Annotated in this window: 20 protein-coding genes; 10 read left to right on the top strand and 10 right to left on the bottom strand. The window is 63.9% G+C overall.

Features of this window, described 5'->3' with window-relative positions; translation table 11 throughout:
* Nucleotides 1-342: 342 nt before the first annotated feature.
* Nucleotides 343-828, bottom strand: a complete 486-nt coding sequence (locus OC450_RS09030; RefSeq protein WP_211383002.1) for an Lrp/AsnC family transcriptional regulator — start codon at nucleotides 826-828, stop codon at nucleotides 343-345.
* A 134-nt stretch (nucleotides 829-962) separates the two neighbouring features.
* On the opposite strand from OC450_RS09030, the gene ald reads away from it, so the two are divergent.
* Nucleotides 963-2078 (top strand): alanine dehydrogenase, encoded by a 1116-nt coding sequence (gene ald / locus OC450_RS09025; protein WP_262047708.1) that lies wholly within the window; start codon nucleotides 963-965, stop codon nucleotides 2076-2078.
* Nucleotides 2079-2080: 2 nt separating this feature from the next.
* Here ald and OC450_RS09020 read toward each other — a convergent pair whose 3' ends face one another.
* The 4 genes from OC450_RS09020 to OC450_RS09005 are packed head-to-tail and all read right to left on the bottom strand — an operon-like array spanning nucleotide 2081 to nucleotide 6772.
* Nucleotides 2081-2716 (bottom strand): 2-hydroxychromene-2-carboxylate isomerase, encoded by a 636-nt coding sequence (locus OC450_RS09020; RefSeq protein ID WP_262047707.1) that lies wholly within the window; start codon nucleotides 2714-2716, stop codon nucleotides 2081-2083.
* 11 nt (nucleotides 2717-2727) lie between these two features.
* Nucleotides 2728-4638, bottom strand: coding sequence for a flavin-containing monooxygenase (locus tag OC450_RS09015; RefSeq protein ID WP_262047706.1), 1911 nt, complete (start codon nucleotides 4636-4638; stop codon nucleotides 2728-2730).
* Complete coding sequence (locus OC450_RS09010) at nucleotides 4635-5282, bottom strand: TetR/AcrR family transcriptional regulator (RefSeq protein WP_211383006.1); 648 nt, start codon at nucleotides 5280-5282, stop codon at nucleotides 4635-4637. Before OC450_RS09010 ends, OC450_RS09015 begins: the two co-directional genes overlap by 4 nt.
* Nucleotides 5279-6772 carry an AMP-binding protein gene (locus OC450_RS09005; protein WP_262047705.1) on the bottom strand — a complete coding sequence of 498 codons (1494 nt, stop codon included), beginning with the start codon at nucleotides 6770-6772 and terminating at the stop codon, nucleotides 5279-5281. Before OC450_RS09005 ends, OC450_RS09010 begins: the two co-directional genes overlap by 4 nt.
* A gap of 169 nt (nucleotides 6773-6941) precedes the next feature.
* Here OC450_RS09005 and OC450_RS09000 point away from each other — a divergent pair, with 169 nt between their 5' ends.
* From OC450_RS09000 to OC450_RS08970, 7 genes are all read left to right on the top strand, one after another.
* Nucleotides 6942-8201: an ABC transporter substrate-binding protein gene (locus tag OC450_RS09000; protein WP_211383008.1), complete on the top strand. Its 1260-nt coding sequence runs from the start codon at nucleotides 6942-6944 to the stop codon at nucleotides 8199-8201.
* 90 nt (nucleotides 8202-8291) lie between these two features.
* Entirely contained in the window at nucleotides 8292-9194 is a 903-nt protein-coding gene (locus tag OC450_RS08995) for a branched-chain amino acid ABC transporter permease (protein ID WP_211383009.1), read from the top strand.
* The gene (locus OC450_RS08990; protein ID WP_211383010.1) at nucleotides 9191-10210 is read left to right on the top strand and encodes a branched-chain amino acid ABC transporter permease; all 1020 of its coding nucleotides are present in this window, start codon (nucleotides 9191-9193) and stop codon (nucleotides 10208-10210) included. Before OC450_RS08995 ends, OC450_RS08990 begins: the two co-directional genes overlap by 4 nt.
* A gap of 2 nt (nucleotides 10211-10212) precedes the next feature.
* Nucleotides 10213-10968, top strand: coding sequence for an ABC transporter ATP-binding protein (locus tag OC450_RS08985; RefSeq protein WP_262047704.1), 756 nt, complete (start codon nucleotides 10213-10215; stop codon nucleotides 10966-10968).
* On the top strand, nucleotides 10965-11678 hold the full coding sequence (locus OC450_RS08980) for an ABC transporter ATP-binding protein (protein ID WP_211383012.1): 714 nt from the start codon (nucleotides 10965-10967) through the stop codon (nucleotides 11676-11678). Before OC450_RS08985 ends, OC450_RS08980 begins: the two co-directional genes overlap by 4 nt.
* A gap of 166 nt (nucleotides 11679-11844) precedes the next feature.
* Complete coding sequence (locus OC450_RS08975) at nucleotides 11845-12063, top strand: hypothetical protein (RefSeq protein ID WP_211383013.1); 219 nt, start codon at nucleotides 11845-11847, stop codon at nucleotides 12061-12063.
* A gap of 111 nt (nucleotides 12064-12174) precedes the next feature.
* Nucleotides 12175-13233, top strand: coding sequence for a YeiH family protein (locus OC450_RS08970; RefSeq protein WP_262047703.1), 1059 nt, complete (start codon nucleotides 12175-12177; stop codon nucleotides 13231-13233).
* Between the two features lie 104 nt (nucleotides 13234-13337).
* Here the strand turns inward: OC450_RS08970 and OC450_RS08965 are convergent, their stop codons facing one another.
* The 5 genes from OC450_RS08965 to OC450_RS08945 all read right to left on the bottom strand — a co-directional run bounded on the left by OC450_RS08965 (nucleotide 13338) and on the right by OC450_RS08945 (nucleotide 18039).
* Nucleotides 13338-14210 carry an ABC transporter ATP-binding protein gene (locus tag OC450_RS08965; RefSeq protein WP_211383015.1) on the bottom strand — a complete coding sequence of 291 codons (873 nt, stop codon included), beginning with the start codon at nucleotides 14208-14210 and terminating at the stop codon, nucleotides 13338-13340.
* A complete protein-coding gene (locus tag OC450_RS08960) occupies nucleotides 14207-15076 on the bottom strand; it encodes an ABC transporter permease (RefSeq protein WP_262047702.1) in 870 nt (289 codons plus the stop codon). Before OC450_RS08960 ends, OC450_RS08965 begins: the two co-directional genes overlap by 4 nt.
* Nucleotides 15077-15111: 35 nt before the next feature.
* A complete protein-coding gene (locus OC450_RS08955; protein ID WP_211383017.1) occupies nucleotides 15112-16533 on the bottom strand; it encodes an ABC transporter substrate-binding protein in 1422 nt (473 codons plus the stop codon).
* A gap of 180 nt (nucleotides 16534-16713) precedes the next feature.
* Nucleotides 16714-17490: a Crp/Fnr family transcriptional regulator gene (locus OC450_RS08950; RefSeq protein WP_211383018.1), complete on the bottom strand. Its 777-nt coding sequence runs from the start codon at nucleotides 17488-17490 to the stop codon at nucleotides 16714-16716.
* A gap of 252 nt (nucleotides 17491-17742) precedes the next feature.
* Nucleotides 17743-18039, bottom strand: a complete 297-nt coding sequence (locus OC450_RS08945) for a gamma-butyrobetaine hydroxylase-like domain-containing protein (protein ID WP_211383540.1) — start codon at nucleotides 18037-18039, stop codon at nucleotides 17743-17745.
* 229 nt (nucleotides 18040-18268) lie between these two features.
* On the opposite strand from OC450_RS08945, the gene OC450_RS08940 reads away from it, so the two are divergent.
* A complete protein-coding gene (locus OC450_RS08940) occupies nucleotides 18269-19042 on the top strand; it encodes a ferredoxin--NADP reductase (RefSeq protein WP_262047701.1) in 774 nt (257 codons plus the stop codon).
* 103 nt (nucleotides 19043-19145) lie between these two features.
* Entirely contained in the window at nucleotides 19146-20888 is a 1743-nt protein-coding gene (locus tag OC450_RS08935) for a fumarate reductase/succinate dehydrogenase flavoprotein subunit (protein ID WP_211383020.1), read from the top strand.
* Nucleotides 20889-20915: the final 27 nt, after the last annotated feature.

The raw sequence follows: 20915 nt of genomic DNA, 5'->3' as shown, positions 1-20915 counted from the left end.
AGGGCACGTGAGTGCGCATGATGAAGGAACCCCACACCCAGCCGTTCGAGAACTGACACCAATCGTCCGTCCGGCATCCCACAAGCGGAAACTTCTGCCCCTTGCGGAGGACGCCGATCACTTTCCCGACCCCGCCGGGAATGTCGTAGAGATCGACGTCAGAGATGATGGCCGTGGTCTTCTGGGCGGGGGCACCCGTACCGAGGACGCGGGTGTGGGTCGCGAGGCGCGGGGTGTCTTCAACCGTTCGGTTGATCTCGGTGCTTGCGTGTGATGGGAACTCGCGTATTCCCTGGCGCGTGTAACTCTCCAGTCACGAGCCGGGTGTGCCGACGGAAGCCATCAGCCTTGTCGCTTTGCCTCGCCGAACACCACGGTCGGCACCGCGCGGTTGACGACGTCGCGTAGCGCGAAGCTCGATTGCACCCGCGCCACCCGCGGCAGGCGCGACAGCTCGGTGCGGTGGATGCGTTCGAAATCCTGGATGTCGCGGGCAAGCACGATCAGGATGTAGTCGTCGTTGCCCGACATCAGGAAGCAGCGCACGACGGAGGGGCATTTCACCACCTCCGCCTCGAACGCCTTCAGCGCCTCGTCGCTCTGGCTTTCCAGCGCGATCCGGACCAGCACCGTCGTGGTGAGGCCGAATTGCGCGAGGTCGAGCGCGGCCTGGTAGGCCTGGATGTAGCCGTCGTCCTCCAGGGTTTTCTGCCGCCGCGCCAGCGCCGTGCTCGACAGGCCGACCTTGGTGGCGAGCTCGGTGTGGCTGGCCCGCGCATTGGTGGTGAGTTCCGCAAGGATGGCGAGATCTTTCCGGTCCAGGGCCAAGGTTTGGTTTCCAGCGTGAAAGGGGACTTCCGCGCCTGAAACCGGCGCGGGGAGGGCAAAGCTAGCGGATATTTGCACGAAACCAAACCGGGCACGTCGTTACGATGATCGGAGTGAAGCAAAAGGAGCCCAGGATGCGCGTCGGTGTGCCCAGGGAGATCAAGGTGCAGGAATATCGCGTCGGGCTCACCCCGGGCGCGGTCCGCGAATATAGCGCGGCAGGACACCAGGTGACGGTCGAGACCGGCGCCGGCAGCGGCATCGGCGCCTCCGACGAGGTCTATCGGCGGGCAGGGGCCTCCATCGCCGACAGCGCCCACGATATCTTCGCGAAGTCCGACCTGATCGTGAAGGTGAAGGAGCCGCAGAAGGTTGAGTGGGCCCAGCTTCGCGAAGGCCAGATCCTGTTTACTTATCTGCATCTCGCGCCGGATCCCGAACAGGCCAAGGGCTTGCTTGCCTCCGGCTGTACGGCGATCGCCTATGAAACCGTCACCGACGCGTCCGGTCGCCTCCCCCTGCTCGCGCCGATGAGCGAAGTCGCCGGCCGCCTCGCCATCGAGGCCGCCGGCGCCGCGCTCAGGCGTTCGGCTGGCGGACGCGGGCTGCTGCTGGGCGGTGTCCCCGGCGTTCAGCCAGCGCGGGTCGTCGTGCTCGGCGGCGGCGTGGTGGGAACACAGGCCGCGCGCATGGCTGCAGGGCTCGGCGCCGAAGTCACCGTCATCGACCGCTCCATACCGCGCTTGCGTGAACTGGACGATCTCTTTGCCGGACGCGTGCGCACCCGGTTCTCGACGATCGAATCGGTCGAGGAGGAGGTGTTCGCCGCCGACGTCGTGATCGGCGCGGTGCTGGTGCCGGGCGCCAGCGCGCCAAAGCTCGTCACGCGCGCGATGCTGAAATCGATGCGGCCGGGCGCCGTGCTGGTCGACGTCGCGATCGACCAAGGCGGCTGCTTCGAGACTTCCCATGCGACCACGCATGCCGATCCAACCTATGAGGTCGACGGCGTCGTGCATTATTGCGTCGCCAACATGCCCGGTGCGGTGCCGGTGACATCCAGCCAGGCGCTGAACAATGCGACGCTGCCGTTTGGCCTGATGCTCGCGAACAAGGGCTTTGCCGCGGTGCTGGAAAATCCGCATCTGCGCAACGGCCTCAATGTCCATCGCGGCCGGATCACAAACAAGGCCGTGGCCGAAAGCCTCGGGCTTGAGTTCGCGCCCGTGGAGAGCGGGCTGGCGGCGTAGGACTATGTCGGCTTGCGGTGGCGGCTGCCGAGTGCGGCTTCGATCGTCTCGGGTCTCTCGATGCGCTCGATCAGCATGTCGATGCGGTCGCCGCCCCAGAACAGCTCGCCGTTGAAGACCATGGTCGGCACGCCGAACACGCCGAGCGCTTCGGCCTCGTCGATGATGCGGTCATGCTCGGCGCGGGCGGGGCCGCTGACATAGGCCTCGAACTCGCTCGCCGAGCCGCCGCAGGACGTGATGACATCCGTGATCGCGGTGAGATCGTCGATCTCCAGCTCATGGCTCCAGAACTTTCGGAACACCGTGTCGTGGTAGGGGCGGAAGAAGCCGTGGGCTTGCGCGAACAGCATGCCGACGCTGGAATAGAAGGCATCGTAGATCCGCCTCGGGCCCTTCATGACAAGCCCCTGCGCATTGGCATAGCGCCGCGCGTCCATATAGGCGTAGCGCACCTTGCGCCAGAAATGCGGCTTGCGCTCCTCCACCGTCCCCATGAATTCGGCGACGCGTAATGTGTAGGGCAGCCATTCGAGCTCGACGCCGTGCGTCTTCTCGAGTGCGAACAGGCGCTTGTTCGCCACGAATGCGTAGGGGCTCTTGTAGTCGGTGTAGATGCGCACGCGGGGTGTGGGCATAGGCGGATTCCTTACGCCTTCGTCAGCCTGTACTGCCTCAGATCCGGATCATGCGTCATGCGCCAATAATCCACGAACCGCCAGGGCATCGCCGAAAACACGCGGCCGCTGCTGTTGCGATAGTAGGTGCTCATGCCGGGATGAGTCCAGATCATGGCCTCGTGCTCGGCATCGACCTTCTGGACGTAGTCGTCGAGCACCTCCCTGCGGACGTCGATGGCGGCGACGTCGTGCTCGATCATGTCGGCGAGGCAGGCGGAGATGTAGCGGCTCTGGCATTCCGACTGGAAGATGACGCTGCCGCCATGGGCGGGCCCGGAGTTGGGGCCCAGCATGCAGAAGAAATTTGGAAAGCCCGGCACGGTGAGGCCCAGGAACGCGGTTGGATTGTCGTTGGCCCAGGCGTCGCGCAAATCCTTGCCGTCACGGCCGCTGATGTTGAGACGCGCCGCCATCTCCGTGACCTTGAAGCCGGTCGCCACCACGATGATGTCGGCGGGGCGGTGCTTGCCGTCGGCCGTGACGATGCCATCGCGGTCAATATGATCGATGGTGTCGGTGACGAGCTCGACATTCTGCCGCGTCAACGTCTTGAACCAGTTGTTGTCGAGCAGGATGCGCTTGCCGTAGGGCGGGTAGGTCGGGACGCATTTTTCGATCAGATCGGGCCGGTCTTTCAGCTCCAACAGGATGAAATCGGTCAGCTCCTGACGATGCCGGTCATTGCCCTTGTTGACGGCGCGCTCGGGATGCGGCCAGGCCGGGTCCTTGCGCAAGAAGGGCAACAGCCCGTCGCCGTAGCGCCAGAACATGTTGAAGCGATACCACTGCACATAGAACGGCAGGTGCGCGAGTAGCCAGCGCGCGCCGTCGCTGATCGGATCGGCATAGCCCTTCACCGGCCGCGCCCATTGCGCGCTGCGCTGATAGACCGTGACCGAGGCGACGCGGCATGCAATCGCCGGCACCAGCTGCATCGACGTGGCGCCGGTGCCGATCACGGCGACGTGCTTCCCGTCAAAGTTGATGTCGTCGGACCACAGCGCCGAATGCAGGATCGTTCCCTCGAACTCTTCTTCGCCCCTGAAGCGGGCGCGGGAGGGATCGTTGAGCTGGCCGGTCGCGGAGACCAGCGCGGTGGATTCGAAGGTCTCCTCGCCACTGTTTGTCTTGAGCGTCGAGATCCAGCGCCGCTTGCCTTCGTCCCAGCGCGATGATGTCAGCTCGGTGTTGACGCGCAGATGCTTGCGGATGCCGTATTCCTCCGCGACCTTCTGCAGGTAGCCGAGCAGTTCCTCGCGCAGGCAGAAATAACGCGTCCATGCATTGCCCGAGCCGAACGAATAGGAATAGGAGTGGTTTGGCGTATCGACGCCGCAGCCGGGATAGCGGTTGATCCACCAGGTGCCGCCGAGCTCGTCGTTCTTCTCGACGATGGTGTAGGGGATGCCGAGATGGCCGAGCGCGACCCCAAGCGCGATGGCGCAGACGCCGGCACCGACGATCAGGACATGCTGGTCGGCGAGCTTCTCGTCGGAGGGACGCTTGGTCCAGCGCGGCTCGCGCGGCACAAAACCCATCTCCTCGCGCATCAGGGGCGCATATTCCGGCGCGACGTTCTCGCCGAGGCAGGCGCGCATCATCTTGAGCAGCAGCTCCTCGCCGGGGTCGGCAATGACTGGCTTCGGCGTACCATCGGCAAAGAGCTCGACGACCGCTGCGCGAATTTCGTCCTGGACCTCCTTCGGCACCCCGGCCTCGGGATCGGGAATGAGGCGGATGTCGCGTCTGGGTAAATACGGCGGCGCGAGCCATTTGTCGTCGCCGGTCATGTGGACCAGCACCATCAGGAGGCAGCGGATGTCGCCCTCGGCGATGGTCGAGGCGAGGTCGAGCGGCTTGTGCGGAGATTCGATGTTCATGGCGTGTCCTGATCTCCGGATGCACGAAAGAGGCCGCGCGTCATCAGCTTGCGGTAGGCGGAGATGACGTGCTCGGGCACGGCGGTGACGCCGCCTTCCGAATAGGAGTAGCGGCGGCTGAGATAACCGCGCGATCCCATCAGCATGTGGACGATGGCTTCGAATTCCTCGTCGCTGTAATCCGCGATGGCGCCCGAATGTCGTGCGCGCCGCAAAATGCGGACATAGGCGACCGAGATGTTGTCGAGATGCTTCTGGTATCCGACCGGCGCAAAGAACTCGGCTTCGTTGAGGATGCGCAAGAACTCCGGCACCTCGCGGATGAAGTCGAAGAAGGCGGAAAAGCGCGCGATCTCCTGCCGTGCCGCATCCGCCGTGCCGGTGCGGGCGCGGATGAACTCGACCATGTCGAGGCCGATCTTGGGCAGCAGCTGGTCGAGCAATTCCTGGCGGTTCTCGAAATGATTGTAGAAGGTGCCTTGGGCGACGCCGGCCTGCTCGGTGATACGGGCGACCGAGGCCTCGGCATAGCCGTGCTTGCCGACGACCTTCGTCGCGGCCTCGAAGATCTTCTGCTTGGTCCAGGCGTTGCGCTCGACCCGGTTGAGTTTTGTGATTTTTGCGGTGGCGGGGCCTTGCGTCATGCCACGGTCTCCAGTTCGGCGCGCAGCACGCGCTTGAGAATCTTTCCTGAGGGATTGCGCGGCAGGCCGTCGCGAATGATGAGCTCTTTGGGCACCTTGAAGCTCGCCAGCCGCGCCCGGCAGTGCTCGGTGAGGGCAGGGAGCTCGAGGCTCGCGCCCTCGGCCAGCACGACGATAGCCACCGGCCGTTCGCCCCAGCGCGGATCACGCAGGCCGATCACCGCGACCTCGCGCACTTCTGATAGCTCGTAGATGACGCGCTCGACCTCGGAGGAGGCGATGTTCTCGCCGCCGGAGATGATCATGTCCTTCTTGCGGTCGGTGAGATACAGGAAGCCCTCCTCGTCGAGATAGCCGACGTCGCCGCTGCGGAACCAGTCGCCGAAGAAGGCGGAGGCCGTATTCTCCGGATCCTGCCAATAGCCGCGCGTGATCTTTGGGCCGCGCAGGCAGATCTCGCCGTTGACGTTCGGCGGCAGGGTCTTGCCGTTCTCGTCTCGGATCTCGATCTCGACATGAGCGATGGCGCGTCCGGTCGAGCCGATCTTCTCGATCTCGCGGCCGGGCTCCATGAAGGTGTCGCCGCCGACGGTCTCGGTGAGGCCATAGGCGTCGATGTAGCGCGCGTTGCGGAAATACTCGGAAAAGGCGCGAATACGCGTCTCCGGCGTCTTCTCGCCGCCGCCGATCGCCCATTCCAGGCTGGAGACGTCGTAGCGGTCTCGGGTGGGGCAGGTGAGCATCGCGGTGGTCATTACAGGCGCGAACCACGCGGCGTTGAGCTTGTCCTCGGCGATCGCTGCGAGCGCGGTCTCCGGCTCGAAATTGCGTTCGATGTGGATGAACCCGCCATGCCAGAGCACGGCGATGCCGGGCAAATCGAGCGCACCGACATGATAGAGCGGGCCGACGACGAGAAGGCGCGTCTGCGCGCTCAAGCCCAGCGCAATAGTCTGATCGGCGGACTTCCAGTAGAAATTATCGTAGGTGAGCATCACGCCCTTGGGGCGGTCGGTGGTGCCCGAGGTGTACATCAGCCGCATCAGGTCGGATGGAGCGCGGACATGCATTGGCGCTGCCAAAACATCGCCCACGAGGCGCGTGAGGCTCTGTTGCGCGGCCTCATCGAGTACGACGATCTTCGCGCCCGCTGCATTCGGCGCGAGTTCTTCATCGACGATCAACAGCCGCGCGCCGGCATTGCCGGCGATGTAGCCGACCTCGTCGCGGGAGAGGCGGAAGTTGATCGGCAGAAGCACCGCGCCGAGATGGCTGGTCGCGAAGACGAGCTCCAGAAACGCCGCGCTGTTCTTCATCAGCACGGCAACGACGTCACCGGCGCCGATACCCTGTACGGCGAGCCAGCCGGCCGCCTGCCGGATGCGCGCATCGAAAACGGCGTAGGAGATCTCCTGGCCGCGATATTTCAGCGCGGGCCGATCCGGCGAGCGCCGGGCATGGAAGGCGATGAAGCTCGAAAGGTTGATCATGCTGCGGTTTCGGGCCGATTGCCGGCCTCGTTTCCTCCCATCTGAATAGTGACTCATAATTCATGTTTGTCTTGACGTCACCCCCTACCTCTGGAATTGTTGGAGCCACGGAGACGCGACGATCTCCGACTGGGATCAGGAAACGCCGACCCGACAGAGGGAGGGGAAATTGACGAGAACCCGCACACCGGGCATCAGCCGCCGTTCATCACTGGCGCTGATGGGCGCCGGTGCAATCAGCGTCGCCGCGCCGTGGGTGGCGCGTGCGCAAGCCAAGACCATCAAGATCGGCATGCCGACGATTCTGTCGGGCCGCGTCGCGCAGCTCGGCACGTCGTCGCGCAATGCGGTGATGCTCGAGGTCGACAAGGTCAATGCGGCCGGCGGTCTTGCCGGCCGGCAGATCGAGATGGTGATCCGCGACTCCAAGGGCCAGCCGCAGGAAGCCGCGCGTGTCGCGCGCGAACTCGTCAACACCGACGGCTGCGAATGGCTGATCGACGGCGAGGCGTCGTCCGGATCGTTCGCGGTGCACGAGGTGGCGCGCGATCTCGGCGTGCTCTGTGTCCATACCTGCTCGGAAGCGTCCTCGCTGACTGCCGATCCGAAGCAGCACATTCCGAATGCGTTCCGCTGCGTGAGGCAGGGCATTCACGATTCGATCGTCGGCGGCAGCTATGCGGCCGCGATCGCCAAGACCAAGGGCCTGAAGAAATGGGCGACCTGCTCGCCGGATTATGCCTATGGCCGCGACACCACCGGCGAGTTCACGCTGTACTTGAAGCGCTTCGCGCCCGACGTCGAGCTCATCAGCGAGTCCTGGCCAAAACTTTTCCAGCCCGACTACACCGAGGTGGTGACCAAGATTTTGCAGGCCAAGCCGCAGGCGCTGTACTCCTGCCTGTGGGGCGGTGATCTCACCTCCTACATCGACCAGGCCAACATCTACGCGATGTTCGGCCAGATGGAGGTGTTCGCGGTCAACATGGCCGACTACACCGCGCTCACCGTGGTGAAGAACCTGCCGAAGGGCATCCACTCCGGCAATCGCTACATCAAGACCTTCCCGGCCACGCCGGAGAACGCCGCCTGGGGCGATGCCTACAAGGCCAAGTACAACGAATATCCGACCAACTGGTCGTGGCAGAACGCCACCGCCGTGATGTTCCTGGCCGAGGCCGCCAAGAAGGCGAATTCCACCGACGGCAAGAAGATCGCGGAGGTGCTGGCCGGCCTCACCATCAAGTGCCCGTTCGGCGCCGACGGTACCGTGACGATGCGCGGCGACGACCATACGCTGGTCGGCTACGCCATCGGCTGGGGCACCACGATCCCGCAGGAGCCGTACGTGCCCGAGGTCAAGGCCGGCGACTGGAAGACCATCTTCGAACTCGAAGCCGAGTGGAAGAAGAGCAAGGGCTACACCTGATCACGCACAAGGCGGAGACGGCCGACCGTCTCCGCCTGCTTCGTTTGGCTCTCCGCGCCGGATCCGGCGCGACGCAATGAAAGTGCTCCCGTGGATCTCGACGCGCTTGCCGGTTGCCTCTCCAGCTCCGCCTGCCTGGTGACGCAAACCACCAGCGGCCTCATCATCGGCATGCTGCTGTTCCTGGTCGCGGTCGGGCTGACGCTGATCTTCGGTGTGCTCAAGATCGTCAATTTCAGTCACGGCGCCTTCTACATGTTCGGCGCCTATTTTGCGATGACGGCATATCAGCTCACCGGCAGCTTTGCGCTGGCGATGTTCGCGGGTGCGGCCGGCACCGCCGTTCTCGGCCTGATCTTTGAGCGCGTCTTCATGAGCCGCGTCTACGGCGCCGACGTCTTGATGCAGCTTCTGGTCTGCTACGCCTTCGTGCTCATCTTCGACGATGTGGTGCGGCTGATCTGGGGACCGGAATTCAAGTCGATGGGCATGCCGGCGGCGTTCCAGGTGATGCCGCTGTTCATCGCCGGCGGGGTGGTGCCGCCTTATTACCTGTTGCTGATCGGCGTCGCGCTCGTCGCGGCCATCGTACTCGGCATCGGATTGTCGCGCAGTCGCATCGGCAAGGTGATACGCGCCGCCGCGCACAATCCCGGCATGGTTTCCGCGCTCGGCATCAACACCGGCCTGATCTATGGCGGCGTGTTCGCGCTCGGCGGGATGCTGGCGGGGCTGGCGGGGGCGCTCGCCGCGCCGGTGCGGTCGCTGACCCCTGGCATGGGATTTTCGGTGCTGATCGAATCCTTCATCGTCACCGTGATCGGCGGCATGGGCTCGATCGTGGGCGCGCTGGTCGGCGCGCTGCTGCTCGGCCTGATCCGTTCGTTCGGCTCGCTCGGCTTTCCCCTGTTCACGGAAGGCCTGATGTATCTCTTCATGGTGATCGTGCTGGTCTCCAAGCCCACCGGCCTGTTCGGCAAGGAGGCGGCATGACCGAGCTGGAGGCCGGACGCACGCGGACGCTGGTGCCGGTGCGCGGCGACGCCGGACTTCAGCGGTACCGCGACGTGCTGATCGCGCTGGTCGCCTTCGCCGTGCTGGCGAGCCTGCCACTGTTCACGGGCAGCAAGGCGCTGCTCGATTTAGTCATCCGCTGCTCCGCCTACGGCCTGTTCGCGACCTCGCTCAATCTGCTGGTCGGCTACACCGGCCTGACCTCGTTCGGGCACGGCATGTTCTTCGGGCTCGGCGCCTATAGTTTCGGCCTGATCATGCAGAAGCTCGGCGTGCCTATTCCGGTCGCCTTCGTCGCGACGCTTGCAATCACCGCAGTGGTTGCGGCGATCATCGGTGCGATCTGCGTGCGGCTGAAGGAGATCTATTTCGCCTTCGTCACGCTCGCCTTCCAGATGCTGATCCACTCGACGATCCTGTCGTGGGCCTCCTTTACCGGCGGCGACCAGGGCCTGCGCGGTGGCATCGCGCGGCCGCGGTTCCTCGGCATCGATCTGTCCAACCACGTCCATCTCTACATCGCGAGCTGTGCGCTGCTGATCCTCGGCCTGCTCGCGATGCGCCAGATCGCGCAATCGCCGTTCGGCTACACCTTGCGCATGATCCGCGACAACGCCGCGCGCGCGAGCTTTCTCGGCATCGACGTTTGGCGCGCCAAGCTCACCGTGTTCGTGCTGGCGGCGCTGTTCGCGTCGATGGGTGGCATGGTGATGGCGCTGTTCGTCTCCGGCGCCTATCCGGAGTTCGCCTATTGGACCATCTCGGGCGAGGGCATCTTCATCAACATGCTCGGGGGCGTCTCGACCTTCCTCGGACCGATGGTCGGCACGGTATTGCTGCTGCTGCTCAACGACACAGTCACGCGCTTCACGGAATACCACGGCATCGTGCTCGGCGTGGTCATCCTGTTCTTTGCGCTCGGCTTGCGGAAGGGTCTGCTGGATTTCGTCGCCGAATGGTTTGCGCACCGGCGCGATGCGGGCGAAGGGCGCTAGCCATGCTCGAAATCCGCAACCTCGCAAAATCCTTTGGTGGCGTGAAGGCGACCAACGACGTCACGCTGGACTTCCCCGACGGCTCGCTGACGGCCGTGATCGGCCCGAACGGTGCGGGCAAGAGCACCTTCTTCAACCTGATCACCGGCGCGCTGAAGCCGGATTCCGGCCAGGTGCTGCTCGACGGCGTCGATCTGGCCGGCCGTTCGCCGCCTGAGATCGTGCGCCATGGCATCGGCCGCGCCTTCCAGGTCGCCAGCATCTTCAAATCGCTGACGGTGCAGGAGACCATGCTCGCCGCCGTCAGCGCCGACCAGCGCTCCTCCGCGGTGCTGCACAGGCGCTTTCCGTTGCCCGAGACGCGCGACCGCGCCGAGCACGTGATGGAGCTGCTTGGGCTCGCGGGAAAACGCAATCGCACCGCCGCGACGCTCTCGCATGGCGATCAAAAGCTCCTCGATATCGCGCTGGCACTGGTGCTCGAACCGAAAGTGCTGCTGCTGGACGAGCCGACCGCGGGCATGGGTCCGGAAGAACGCTGGCGCATGATCGACAAGGTGCGCGAGCTCTGGGAGACGCAAAAGATCACCGTCGTCTTCATCGAGCACGACATGGACATCGTGTTCAAGATCGCGCCGAAGATCGTCGTGCTCTGCTACGGCCGCATCCTCGCGATCGGCACGCCCGACGAGATCCGCAACAACAGCGCGGTGATCGAGGCCTATCTCGGCACCGAACATGCGGGAGCTGCCGCATGAGTGCCGTTGTCATCGAAGTCGCCGATCTCGACGTCTATTATGGCACCAGTCAGATCCTGTTCGGCGTCGCTCTCTCCGTGCGGAAGGGCGAAACCATGGCGCTGCTCGGGCGCAACGGCGCCGGCAAATCGACGACGATGAAAGCGATCATGGGCCTGGCGCCGCCGCGGCGGGGCAGGGTCAGCCTGCGCGGTGCGGTGATCTCCGGCCAGAAGCCGCACCACATCGCGCGCGCCGGTCTCGGCTTCGTCCCGGAGGACCGCCAGATCTTCCCGGAGCACACCGTCGAGGACAACCTCGTCATCGGTCGTAAAAAGGGCCCGGAAGGCCAGGACGAATGGCCGATCAAGCGCATCTATGAAGTCTTCCCGCTGCTGGAGCCGCTGCGCCAACGCATCGCCGGACGCCTGTCGGGCGGCGAGCAGCAGATGCTCGCGATCGCGCGCACGCTGATGGGCAATCCGGCGCTGCTGCTGCTCGACGAGCCGAGCGAGGGCCTCGCGCCCATCATCGTGCAGCGGATCGGCGAGCTGCTGCGGCAGCTTCGCCAGCTCGGTTCGACCGTGCTGATCGCCGAGCAGAACATGCATTTCTGCCTGGGGCTTGCGAGCCATGCCACGGTCATCGACAAGGGCCAGATCGTCTATGCCGCCGGTATCGACGAGCTGAAGGCCAATGACGCCATCCGCCGCCGCTACCTGGCACTTTAGCCGGGGGGCTCCCGGTGCCCAAATAGGGTTGAAGAAGAAAACTATTGCCGCAGGACCTTCCTGCGGAAGGAGTTTCCCTTCCCCGGGGTAAAAACGCCAATCGCTTCCATTGCTGTTTTGGGCCGAAACAACGACATTCCTGTCAGAAATTGATGGATCGACTGCCATGGAACGCACTGGATTTGAGCCCTTCGGCGAGCAGCTGGTGTCCGCAACGGACACCCAGCCGCGGTCGCGCGCGTCGAAGCTCCTGCTGCGCGCCGGCACGGGCCTGTTCTGGTCGCTGGTGGCGGGCATCGTGCTCGCGCGTGCAGCCTTCTTCGAGCCCGGTGTCTATGACGGCTTCAGCCGCGTCGCTTCGCTCGCCAAGAGCTTGATCTTCTGATCCCGTTTATTCCGGGCTGGGGACAGAACTTCCCTCGACCCTGATATGTCGAAAACTTATTTCCCAATCGAGCGTCGCTGCGTATAAATCTTTCTCTTCTGGGAGAGATTTGTGTCGCAGAATCAAGCATCCAGCCCGGCCGACGCCAAGCCGGCCACTGCCGTAAGCCGCATTGTCGCGCTGATTCCCGGCATCCTTCTCTGCATTGCCGTAGCCGGCATCTCGGCTCTGCTCGAGCGGGCCGAACTGGGCGTGTTCGAGCATCCCTATGTCGAGGCGCTGGTGATGGCGATTCTGCTCGGCATGGCGCTGCGCAGCTTCTGGAAGCCCGCGCCGCGCTGGCAGGCGGGCATCGCCTTCAGTGCCAAGCAGCTGCTCGAAGTCGCGGTCATGCTGCTCGGGGCCTCCATCAGCTTTGCCGCCATCGCGGCCTCCGGCGTCGCGCTCCTCCTGTCGATCGCGGCCGTCGTGGTGATCGCGCTCTCCCTCTCCTTCGGCATCGGCCGCGTACTCGGCCTGTCGACGCGGCTGTCGATCCTGATCGCCTGCGGCAATTCGATCTGCGGCAATTCCGCGATCGCGGCTGTGGCGCCGATCATCGGCGCCAACAACGACGAGATCGCATCGTCGATCTCCTTCACCGCCATTCTCGGCGTGATGATGGTGCTGGGCCTGCCGCTGCTGATTCCGCTGCTGCATCTCACGGCCACGCAATACGGCATCCTCGCGGGCCTCACCGTCTACGCCGTGCCGCAGGTGCTGGCGGCGACGGTGCCGGCGGGGCTGGTCTCGACGCAGATCGGTACGCTCGTGAAACTGATGCGGGTGCTGATGCTGGGGCCGGTCGTCGTCGGCCTGTCGCTCGCCGCCTCGCGCTGGCAGAGCGGCGCCAAGAAGACCAATGTCGGCTTCTTCCGCCTCGTCCCCTGGTTCATCCTCGGCTTCCTCGCGCTCGCGACGTTGCGCTCGCTGGAGATCGTGCCGGGCACCGTGGTCGGGCCGGTGACGAAGATCACGAGCTTCCTCACGGTGGTGTCGATGGCGGCGCTGGGCTTGGGTGTCGACGTCCGCGTGCTGGCCAATGTCGGGGGCAGGGTGACGGCCGCCGTGACGCTGTCGCTGATGCTGCTGCTCGGCATCAGCATCGCGCTGGTGCATTGGTTCAAGTGAGAATAATCGCGCGGCGATGGCAGTGCACCCGCTCCCCTTGTGGGAGAGAGTGGCTCGCCGCGTAGCGGCGAGACGGGAAGGCAGCGTGCAAGCGTCGAGATGAATCAGATCACATCCGCGAGCGAATGCCCGTGCAGCTCGATGTTGAGCCCCTGCAGGCCCATGTCGCTGATCTCACCGCCCATCGCCTTCAGGCTTTCCTCGCGGATCAGCGACATCAGCCCGCGGCGGAGCGCCAGGAATTCCGAGGACATCATCATCGATTGCTGCCGCGGCCGCTCCAGCGGGATCGGGATTTCCGCCTTGATCGAGCCCGGACGCGCGGTCATGCAGTAGACGCGGTCGGACAGGAAGATCGCCTCGTCGATGTCGTGGGTGACGAACAGCACCGAGATCTTCAGCCGCTGCCACATGTTGGTGAGGATCTGCTGCATGATGACGCGGGTCTGCGCGTCGAGCGCGCCGAAGGGCTCGTCCAGCAGCAGCACTTTCGGCCCCGTCGCGAGCGCGCGGACGATGCCGACGCGCTGCTTCATGCCGCCGGAGAGCTTTTCCGGATAATGCTTCTCGAAGGCCTCGAGACCCGCGAGCCCGAGCAGCGTGCGGGCAGCGCGCTCGCGCTGCGAGCGCGCCATGCCGCGCATCTTCAGGCCGAACTCGACGTTCTCCCGCACGGTCTTCCAGGGAAACAGCGAATATTGCTGGAACACCATGCCGCGCTCGGCGCTGGGGCCGTTCACGCGCTCCCCGTCGACGGTGACCACGCCGGTGGTCGGCTTGAGGAAGCCGGCGACCGCATTGAGCAGCGTCGACTTTCCGCAGCCGGACGGGCCGACGATCGAGACGAACTCGCCGGGCTTCACGTGAATCTGCGTATCGGTGACGGCCTCGACCGGTCCCTCGATGCTCTCGTAGCTGAGCGAGAAGTTTCTGACCTCGATATGACCCTGCGGTGCTTTGGTCGGGATTTCGTTCATTTCAGCCTCCACGGCATCACCAATCGTCCGGCGCCCCGGATCAACATGCTCGATCCGAGGCCGAGCACGCCGATCGCGATCATGCCGAGCGCGATGTCGGCGTACTGGACCAGCGAATAAGCCTCCCACGTGAAATAGCCGATGCCGTACTGCCCCGAGATCATCTCGGCGGCGATCAGCGACACCCAGGCCACGCCCATGCCGACGGTCAGGCCGGTGAAGATGTGCGGGAGCGACGCCGGAAAATACACCTCGCGGAAGATCGAGCGTTCGCGTGCGCCGAGACATTGCGCCGCGCGCACCAGCACCGGGTCGACGAGCGACATGCCGTGCAGCGTGTTGACCAGGATCGGGAAGAACGAGCCGAGGAACGTGATGTAGACGATGCTCTGCTCGTTGGTCGGCCACAGCATGATCGCCATCGGCACCCAGGCGATCGCAGGGATCGGCCGCAGCACCTCCGCGACGGGGAAGATGATCTCATGCGCCAGCTTGAAGCGTCCCATGATCAGGCCGAGCGGCACGCCGACGATCGCCGCGAGGGAGAAGCCGATGAAGATGCGCCGGCAGCTCAGCACGATGTGCATCAGGAATTTGGGATCGTGGATCGCCTTGGTGAAGCTCGCATAGACCGCGAGCGGCGAGGGCACGTTGGTGAAGCGCACGAAGAACACGACGCGGTAGGTCGTGAGCAGGTGCCAGACCAGCAGGAAGGCGGCGAGCGAGACGATGCCGATCGCGATCGCGCGCAGCCCGTCCCGGTTGAGCCGGTACCAGCGCAGCGCGAGCGTGCTGAAGGAGGGCGGTGCCGCGGGTGGAGTGGTGGCGGGCACGGAGGTCGTTTCCGCGATTGCACTTGCCGACATGCTGTCCTCGGTTTGTCTGAGGAGGGCGGGACTGCTCACGTCTTGCCTCCGCCGACCGCCGCCTTCACCGCGTCGTCGAAGCCCAGCACCTTGCCGCTGATCTTGGCGGCGTAGGCTTCGGCGTCCTTCTTGAGCAGGAACGGGGCGACCTCGCCATTTCCGACCGCAAAGAACGCCTGGTTGGCGAACAGCTTGATGCCGCGTGTGCCGTCGAAGACGTAGGCGACATTGATCTTCTTGCCCTTGGCCTTGAAGTCGGCATAGGCGCCGAGCGTGCAGGCGGCCGACGAGAACGGCAGGATTCCGGCGTCGTCGACCCAGACCTCGCCGGCCTTGCGCGGATCGGTGATCGGCTTCTTGCAGAAGGAATCCTCGCCGGAAATCTCATAGTTCTTCGTGCTCGCAAGCTGCGCGTCATAGTCGAGCTTCATCTCGGCAAAGGCCTTGCGGATGTAGCTGTCGTCGACCCATTTTTTCGGATCGAACTCCTTCATGCGGCCGAGGTTTTGCAGCACCTTGACGTCGGCCGTGGCGGCGTCGATCAGCGCCGGCTTGATCGTGGGATCCGTGGTCATGTTGCCGCCGGGACCTAAGAAGATGTAGACGACTTCCTTGTTGATGCCGGTCCATTCCTGGATTTTCTCGGCGGCGAGCTTGGGATCGTCGCGCAGCCACTGATTGGCGGCGATCAGAGCCTTGAAGTAGGCGACGACGACTTCAGGATATTTCTCGGCGAAGTCCGTACGGGCCACGATGCCGTGGAAGGTCGGCAAATTGGTCTCGACACCGTCGAAGATCTTTCGCGCAAAGCCCCGGAACGGCAGCAGCTCGGCGAAGGGGACGAAGTCGGCATGCGCGTCGATCTTCTTCTCCTGGAGGTTGGTCGAGCCGACCTCCGGGCTCTGGCTGACGAGCTGGAAGAAATCCGACCCGTAGCCGCGGTCCTGCATCGCTTTGAGCACCATGCCGTGCGCGGCGGAGCCGAATGGTACGCTGACGAGCTTGCCCTTGAGGTCGGCGAGATCGTAGTAGGGCGAATCCTTGTGAACGACGATGCCGTTGCCGGAGCCGGACAGGCTATAGGCGGCGATGCCGATCAGGCGGCTCTTGCTCTCGGGATTGCTGTCGAAGGTGAAGCCGTTCACGATCAGCGGGTAGTCGCCCATCATGCCGATCTGCAGCTTGTTCGCCATCATCGCGTTGGTGACGGGCGGGCCGGAGGTGAAATTCTGCCATTCGATCTCGAATTTGATGTTGGCGTATTTGCCGTCTTTCGGCAGGTATTTTTCGAGGAGATGCAATTGGCGGATGACGGCGCCGGCCGTGACCGTGTTCGTCGTCGTGTCCTGTATTCCGATGCCGAGCGTGACGGTTTCCGCCGAGGCCGGCGGCGCGAGAAGAAGCGCCAGCGACGTCACCGACATCGCGATCGAGAGCGTGGGAAGATGGCGGACCATTCTCATCCTCATTCGGTTGGATGTGCTGTGGTTGCCATGATTGGGTGAGGGCGAGAGCAGGGCAAATCCGGAATGTCCGCCGCAGTCGATTAGTTGCCGGGAAAAGCTGATTGCATACTCCTTGGGCAGTCCTGCACTATAAAGCCGCTTGCCTGTGCATCGACCCTGATCGCGGCCGCTTTAATCGGCCGCCTGGCCGCGCATCTCCTCGAGCACGTCGGTCCGGCAGACCACGATCTGCGACCGCTTGGTCACGACGATTCCCTTTTCCTGCATGCGCTTCAGGCTGATCGTGACCCATTGCCGGGTCGCGCCGACCATGTGAGCGATGTCGGCATGGGTGAAGGCCGCCGCGATCACCCGGCCGTCGGCGTCCTCGACGCCGTAGAGGTCGACCAGATGCAGCAGCAGATGTGCGAGGCGCTGCGTGATCGAGCGTGTTCCCAGCATCTGGGCCAGCGCCGAATAGCACTTGCCCTTGAAAGTAAGCCCTTCGATCAGGCCGATGGCCAGATTCGGGATATCCACGGCAAGCGCTCGCAGCTCTTTTCCGGGCAGGTGCACGACGCTGCAATTGCTGGATGCAACACCGGACCATTGGTGCACGGTGCCTTCGAATACCTCGGGCCCACCGACGAAATTGCCGACATGCCAGTAGGCCAGCGTGATCTCGCGGCCGAGCGGGGAGGTGTAGAACACCCGGATACGGCCGCTCTCGATCAGCCAGATACCGTCATGCCTGCCGCCTTGGCTGAACAGCGTCTGGCCGCGGTTGAGCACCTTGCGGCGGCCCTGCTTCAGCACCAGCTCCCGCTCGCGCTGAGTGAGCTTGTCCATCAGCGCCGGCGGTCCACCGATCCATTGCTGGTTTTCGGTGAGCAACAGCGAGGAGCTGCCGGCAGGCCGGACCGTTGCGGGAACCGTCCCGCGAACCACATTGGCCGCCTGCAACATCATCTGCCTCCGGAACGTTCAAATCGTTCTAAAGACGAGCAATGTCCGTGCCAATCACTCCACTGTCATCGCCCGCGAAGGCGGACGATCCAGTATTCCAGGGATTGCAATGGGATACGGAGAAGCTGCGGCGTACCGGATTCCCCGCTTGCAGACTATGCTGGAGCTTCGGCGCCCCTGGACTTCAGCCCCGGCGAAGCCTTGGCGTAGCCGGGTCGCAGGGAATGCCTGCGGAGTTGGTGACGTGGTTTGGACCTACCGCCCCGCCAGGCTCAGCAGATATGGCTTGGGATAGATCCCCCGGTCGTGCCCATCCGAAAACGAGATGTTCAGACCGTAACCGAGATCGCCGATCTCGGTGATCGCGATGCCGGGAAACCGATCGGGGAAGCGGCCGTCGAAGCGGGCGCGGGTGCAGTGGGCGCATTTGCAGGAGAGGCGGAGCTGCTCGGCGGGCAGGCTGAGTGCATCGCCCTCGGTTGTGCGGACGAGGAGCGTCGCGAGATCAGCGCTTGCTTCATAGTCGGCCACGGTCGGTGCCACCAAGGTCATGGTCATGACGTATCTCCGACCTCTCTTCTACGTTGTCGCTGGCCGGCGCGAATAGCAACTAATTGCCGGCGCGGAGGCGCGGCGAGGCAGGTCGCCCGACCTTTACTGCTTCCTCTTCGGTCATCGCCCGCGAAATGTGAAACTAATCGACCGGAAATTTCAGTTCCGCATTGCCGGAGTCCCGTCTCTCCGAAACCTTGTGCGCCATCGCGACAAGGAGAGACGACGGATGAGCGCATTTCAGAAGGAAACGGTTTTGTCGGTCAGACATTGGACCGACTCGCTGTTCAGCTTCACCGCGACGCGCGATCCCGGCTTCCGCTTCCAGAACGGGCAGTTCGCCATGATCGGGCTGGAGGTCGAGGGCAAGCCCTTGATGCGGGCCTACAGCATGGCGAGCGCCAATCACGAGGATGCGCTCGAGTTCTTCTCGATCAAGGTCCAGGACGGGCCGCTGACCTCGCGCCTTCAGAAGATCAGGGAAGGCGATATCATCCTGGTCGGCCGCAAGGCCACGGGCACGCTGATCACCGGCAATCTCATTCCCGGCAAGCGTCTCTTGCTGCTCTCGACCGGCACCGGCCTTGCGCCCTTCGCCAGCCTGATCAAGGACCCCGACGTCTACGAGAATTACGAGACCATCGTGCTTGCCCATGGCTGTCGCCAGGTCTCCGAGCTTGCCTATGGCGAGCACCTGGTGGATGGCTTGCGCAATCACGAATTCTTCGGGCCGCTGATCCGTGACAAGCTCGTCTACTATCCCACGGTCACCCGCGAGCCGTTCAGGAACCGCGGCCGCATCACCGACCTGATCGCTTCGAACCAGATGTTCGACGACATCGGGCAATCCGGCCTCGATATCGAGACCGACCGCATCATGCTGTGCGGTAGCCCGGCGATGCTCGAGGAACTCCCCGCGATGTTTTCCGCGCGCGGCTTTGTCGAGGGCAATCACAGCCGGCCCGGCCACTTCGTGATCGAGAAGGCTTTCGTCGAGCGCTGAGGACAAATCGGCCTCCGGCGACAACTAATTGCTATCGCCGGAAAGCCCCCTGAACAAATCTGATGCAAAGGCGCCGGACCTGCCGGCGAACCAGGAGCAAGCGATGGCACTAGATCAGATCGTCGACGGACTTTCGGAGGTTTCCTGCGACGTGCTCGTCATCGGCGGCGGCACGGCCGGCCCGATGGCGGCGCTGAAGGCGAAGCTGAAGAATCCGAAGGCCAACGTCGTCCTGCTCGAAAAGGCCAACGTCAAGCGCTCCGGCGCGATCTCGATGGGCATGGACGGGCTCAACAATGCCGTCATCCCCGGTTACGCGACGCCTGAGCAGTACACCAAGGAAATCACCATCGCCAATGACGGCATCGTCGACCAGAAGGCGGTCTATAAATACGCGCAAAACTGCTACAGCATCATCGAGGAGCTCGACAGTTTCGGCATCCGCTTCCTGAAGAACGAGAACGGCGACTACGCAGTCAAGAAGGTGCACCATATCGGCACCTATGTCTTGCCGATGCCGAACGGCGAGACCGTGAAGAAGGCGCTGTACCGCCAGCTCCGCCGCGCCCGCATCCTGATCTCGAACCGTTACATGGCGACGCGACTTCTGAAATCCGCCGACGGCCGCATTGCCGGCGCGATCAGCGTCAACACCCGCACCGCCGAGATTCTGGTGATCAAGGCCAAGGCCGTGATCCTCTGCATGGGCGCCGCCGGCCGGCTCGGTCTGCCGACCTCGGGCTACATGTTCGGCACCTACGAGAACGCCGCCAATTCCGGCGACGGCTATGCCATGGCCTATCACGCCGGCGCCGCGCTCGCGAACCTCGAATGCTACCAGATCAACCCTCTGATCAAGGATTACAACGGCCCGGCCTGCGCCTATGTCGCCGGCCCGTTCGGTGCCTTCACCGCCAACAACGAGGGATCGCGCTTCATCGAATGCGACTACTGGTCCGGCCAGATGATGCTCGAGTTCTATAACGAGCTCTTGTCCGGCAAGGGTCCGGTGTTCCTCCAGCTCAAGCATCTGCATCCCGACACCATCTCCGAGATTGAATCGACGCTGCACAAGGTGGAGCGGCCGACGCGCGGCCTGTTCCAGCAGGGGCGCGGCGTCGACTACCGCAACGAGTCGATCGAGATGCACATTTCCGAGATCGGCTTCTGCTCCGGCCACAGCGCCTCGGGTGTGTTCGTCGACGACAATGCCCGCACTACCGTGCCGGGCCTCTACGCCGCCGGCGACATGGCGAGCGTGCCGCACAACTACATGCTCGGCGCCTTCACCAACGGCTCGGTCGCGGGCATCGATGCGATGGAGTTTGCCGACAATCACGATTTTGCGGAGTTCGATGCGCAGGATGTGGCGAAGGAACGCGACCGCGTGCTGGCACCGACCAGGCGCGAGGACGGCATTCCGCCGAACCAGGTCGAGTACAAGACAAGGCGCTTGGTCAACGACTATCTCCAACCGCCGAAGGTCACCCGCAAATACGAGCTCGGGATGCGCCGTCTCGCAGAGACGCGCGAGGACATGCAGGAGCACATGATCGCGCGCAACGCACACGAATTGCTCCGCGCGCTCGAAGTGCAGTCGATCATGGACTGCGCCGACATGGCGGTGCATGCCTCGCTGTACCGCGAGGAAAGCCGCTGGGGCCTCTATCACTGGCGCACGGATTTTCCCGAGAAGGACAACGAAAACTGGTTCTGCCACACCCTGCTGAGCAAGCAGAACGGCAAGATGACCAGCGAGAAGCGTGCCGTGGAGCCCTATGTCGTGCCGATCGCCGACGACGAGAAGGACCTCTACGACAAGCAGCGCATCCGCGCCTCGGCCTGACCCACCAGAACATAGCAACAGGAGACA

The organism is Bradyrhizobium sp. Bra78 (assembly GCF_024519855.1).
In the GTDB taxonomy this organism is placed as follows: Bacteria; Pseudomonadota; Alphaproteobacteria; order Rhizobiales; family Xanthobacteraceae; genus Bradyrhizobium; species Bradyrhizobium japonicum_G.
This window is presented reverse-complemented; position numbering and strand designations above follow the sequence as displayed.

Coding starts and splice junctions, on each gene's coding strand:
- ald (WP_262047708.1), top strand. CDS start 963: ATGCGCGTCGGTGTGCCCAGGGAGATCAAGGTGCAGGAATATCGCGTC.
- OC450_RS09020 (WP_262047707.1), bottom strand. CDS start 2,716: ATGCCCACACCCCGCGTGCGCATCTACACCGACTACAAGAGCCCCTAC.
- OC450_RS09015 (WP_262047706.1), bottom strand. CDS start 4,638: ATGAACATCGAATCTCCGCACAAGCCGCTCGACCTCGCCTCGACCATC.
- OC450_RS09010 (WP_211383006.1), bottom strand. CDS start 5,282: ATGACGCAAGGCCCCGCCACCGCAAAAATCACAAAACTCAACCGGGTC.
- OC450_RS09005 (WP_262047705.1), bottom strand. CDS start 6,772: ATGATCAACCTTTCGAGCTTCATCGCCTTCCATGCCCGGCGCTCGCCG.
- OC450_RS08990 (WP_211383010.1), top strand. CDS start 9,191: ATGACCGAGCTGGAGGCCGGACGCACGCGGACGCTGGTGCCGGTGCGC.
- OC450_RS08985 (WP_262047704.1), top strand. CDS start 10,213: ATGCTCGAAATCCGCAACCTCGCAAAATCCTTTGGTGGCGTGAAGGCG.
- OC450_RS08980 (WP_211383012.1), top strand. CDS start 10,965: ATGAGTGCCGTTGTCATCGAAGTCGCCGATCTCGACGTCTATTATGGC.
- OC450_RS08975 (WP_211383013.1), top strand. CDS start 11,845: ATGGAACGCACTGGATTTGAGCCCTTCGGCGAGCAGCTGGTGTCCGCA.
- OC450_RS08965 (WP_211383015.1), bottom strand. CDS start 14,210: ATGAACGAAATCCCGACCAAAGCACCGCAGGGTCATATCGAGGTCAGA.
- OC450_RS08960 (WP_262047702.1), bottom strand. CDS start 15,076: ATGTCGGCAAGTGCAATCGCGGAAACGACCTCCGTGCCCGCCACCACT.
- OC450_RS08955 (WP_211383017.1), bottom strand. CDS start 16,533: ATGGTCCGCCATCTTCCCACGCTCTCGATCGCGATGTCGGTGACGTCG.
- OC450_RS08950 (WP_211383018.1), bottom strand. CDS start 17,490: ATGATGTTGCAGGCGGCCAATGTGGTTCGCGGGACGGTTCCCGCAACG.
- OC450_RS08945 (WP_211383540.1), bottom strand. CDS start 18,039: ATGACCTTGGTGGCACCGACCGTGGCCGACTATGAAGCAAGCGCTGAT.
- OC450_RS08940 (WP_262047701.1), top strand. CDS start 18,269: ATGAGCGCATTTCAGAAGGAAACGGTTTTGTCGGTCAGACATTGGACC.
- OC450_RS08935 (WP_211383020.1), top strand. CDS start 19,146: ATGGCACTAGATCAGATCGTCGACGGACTTTCGGAGGTTTCCTGCGAC.